Source organism: Roseicella aerolata (assembly GCF_020523605.1).
GTDB lineage: Bacteria > Pseudomonadota > Alphaproteobacteria > Acetobacterales > Acetobacteraceae > Paracraurococcus > Paracraurococcus aerolatus.
Genome location: NZ_JAJAQI010000163.1, coordinates 1 through 979, shown reverse-complemented (window position 1 = coordinate 979; position 979 = coordinate 1). Strand labels below are relative to the sequence as shown.

General features: G+C 64.6%; 2 tRNA genes and 1 rRNA gene. All 3 read right to left on the bottom strand.

Annotated elements, in window-relative coordinates:
- Positions 1–315: 315 nt before the first annotated feature.
- Positions 316–388 (bottom strand) — tRNA-Ala (locus LHA35_RS28350).
- A gap of 140 nt (positions 389–528) precedes the next feature.
- A tRNA-Ile gene (locus LHA35_RS28345) sits at positions 529–602 on the bottom strand.
- Between the two features lie 264 nt (positions 603–866).
- Positions 867–979, bottom strand: a 16S ribosomal RNA gene (locus LHA35_RS28340); the annotation flags it as partial.

Genomic DNA, 979 nt, shown 5'->3' with positions numbered 1-979 from the left:
CACCAACCCAACACCCGCACGCAGTACCAAACCGCGCCCAAGCGCCAGATCAACGCCAACAGCAAGCCTACTCACTCACACACAACATAACCATTCACCAGATTCACCTGTCAAAGAACACCCGCCAGGACAGAGCCCAAAGGCTCGATGCCCATCGCGGCGGTTCTGGAAGCACGCGTCCCTCAGCCTCGGCCAGGGACACCCATCGGGATGCACCGCGCCTGCCGTCGCAATGCGACGGCTCGCCGCTTGCGCGGCGATCGGCGACGTTACCCTCTGGGGGATTTCCGCTTTCGGCGCAGCCGAAAGCAGAAATGGAGGCAACCGGATTCGAACCGGTGACCCCCTGCTTGCAAAGCAGGTGCTCTACCAGCTGAGCTATGCCCCCTTGGTGCCAACTCTCTCATCGAACAGCCGAGCCGAGCTCGACCGCGCCTGCCGCGGCAGTGCCGCGGCTCGCCGCTTGCGCGGCGACCGGCTTGCGACACCCTCCGGGGGATTTTTCCCGCACCACAGGCGCGGGAAAAATGGGCCAGGGAGGACTTGAACCTCCGACCCCACGCTTATCAAGCGTGTGCTCTAACCAACTGAGCTACTAGCCCCCAGCCCCGGCACAGCCGGGGCCAGATCTCGGCACGGGAGAAGGATGCGCGGACGGCGCCGATCCCAGAGGGACCAGGCTCGCCGCGCGAGATCATCTGCTGGCCAGCAGGGCTGGCCGGACGCGATGGATGGGATCTGGATGTCCCGGCAACCGCACCCCTCATCCGAAGGGCCTCGGCACCAGGCTCGCCCGCGGGCGATGTGTAGCTTGATCGGACCCATGCAGCCGAGAGGCAGGCCCCTCATCCCACACGGGTTCCTTGAAAGGAGGTGATCCAGCCGCAGGTTCCCCTACGGCTACCTTGTTACGACTTCACCCCAGTCACTGACCCTACCGTGGCAAGCTACCTCCCTTGCGAGTTAGCGCACCTGCTTA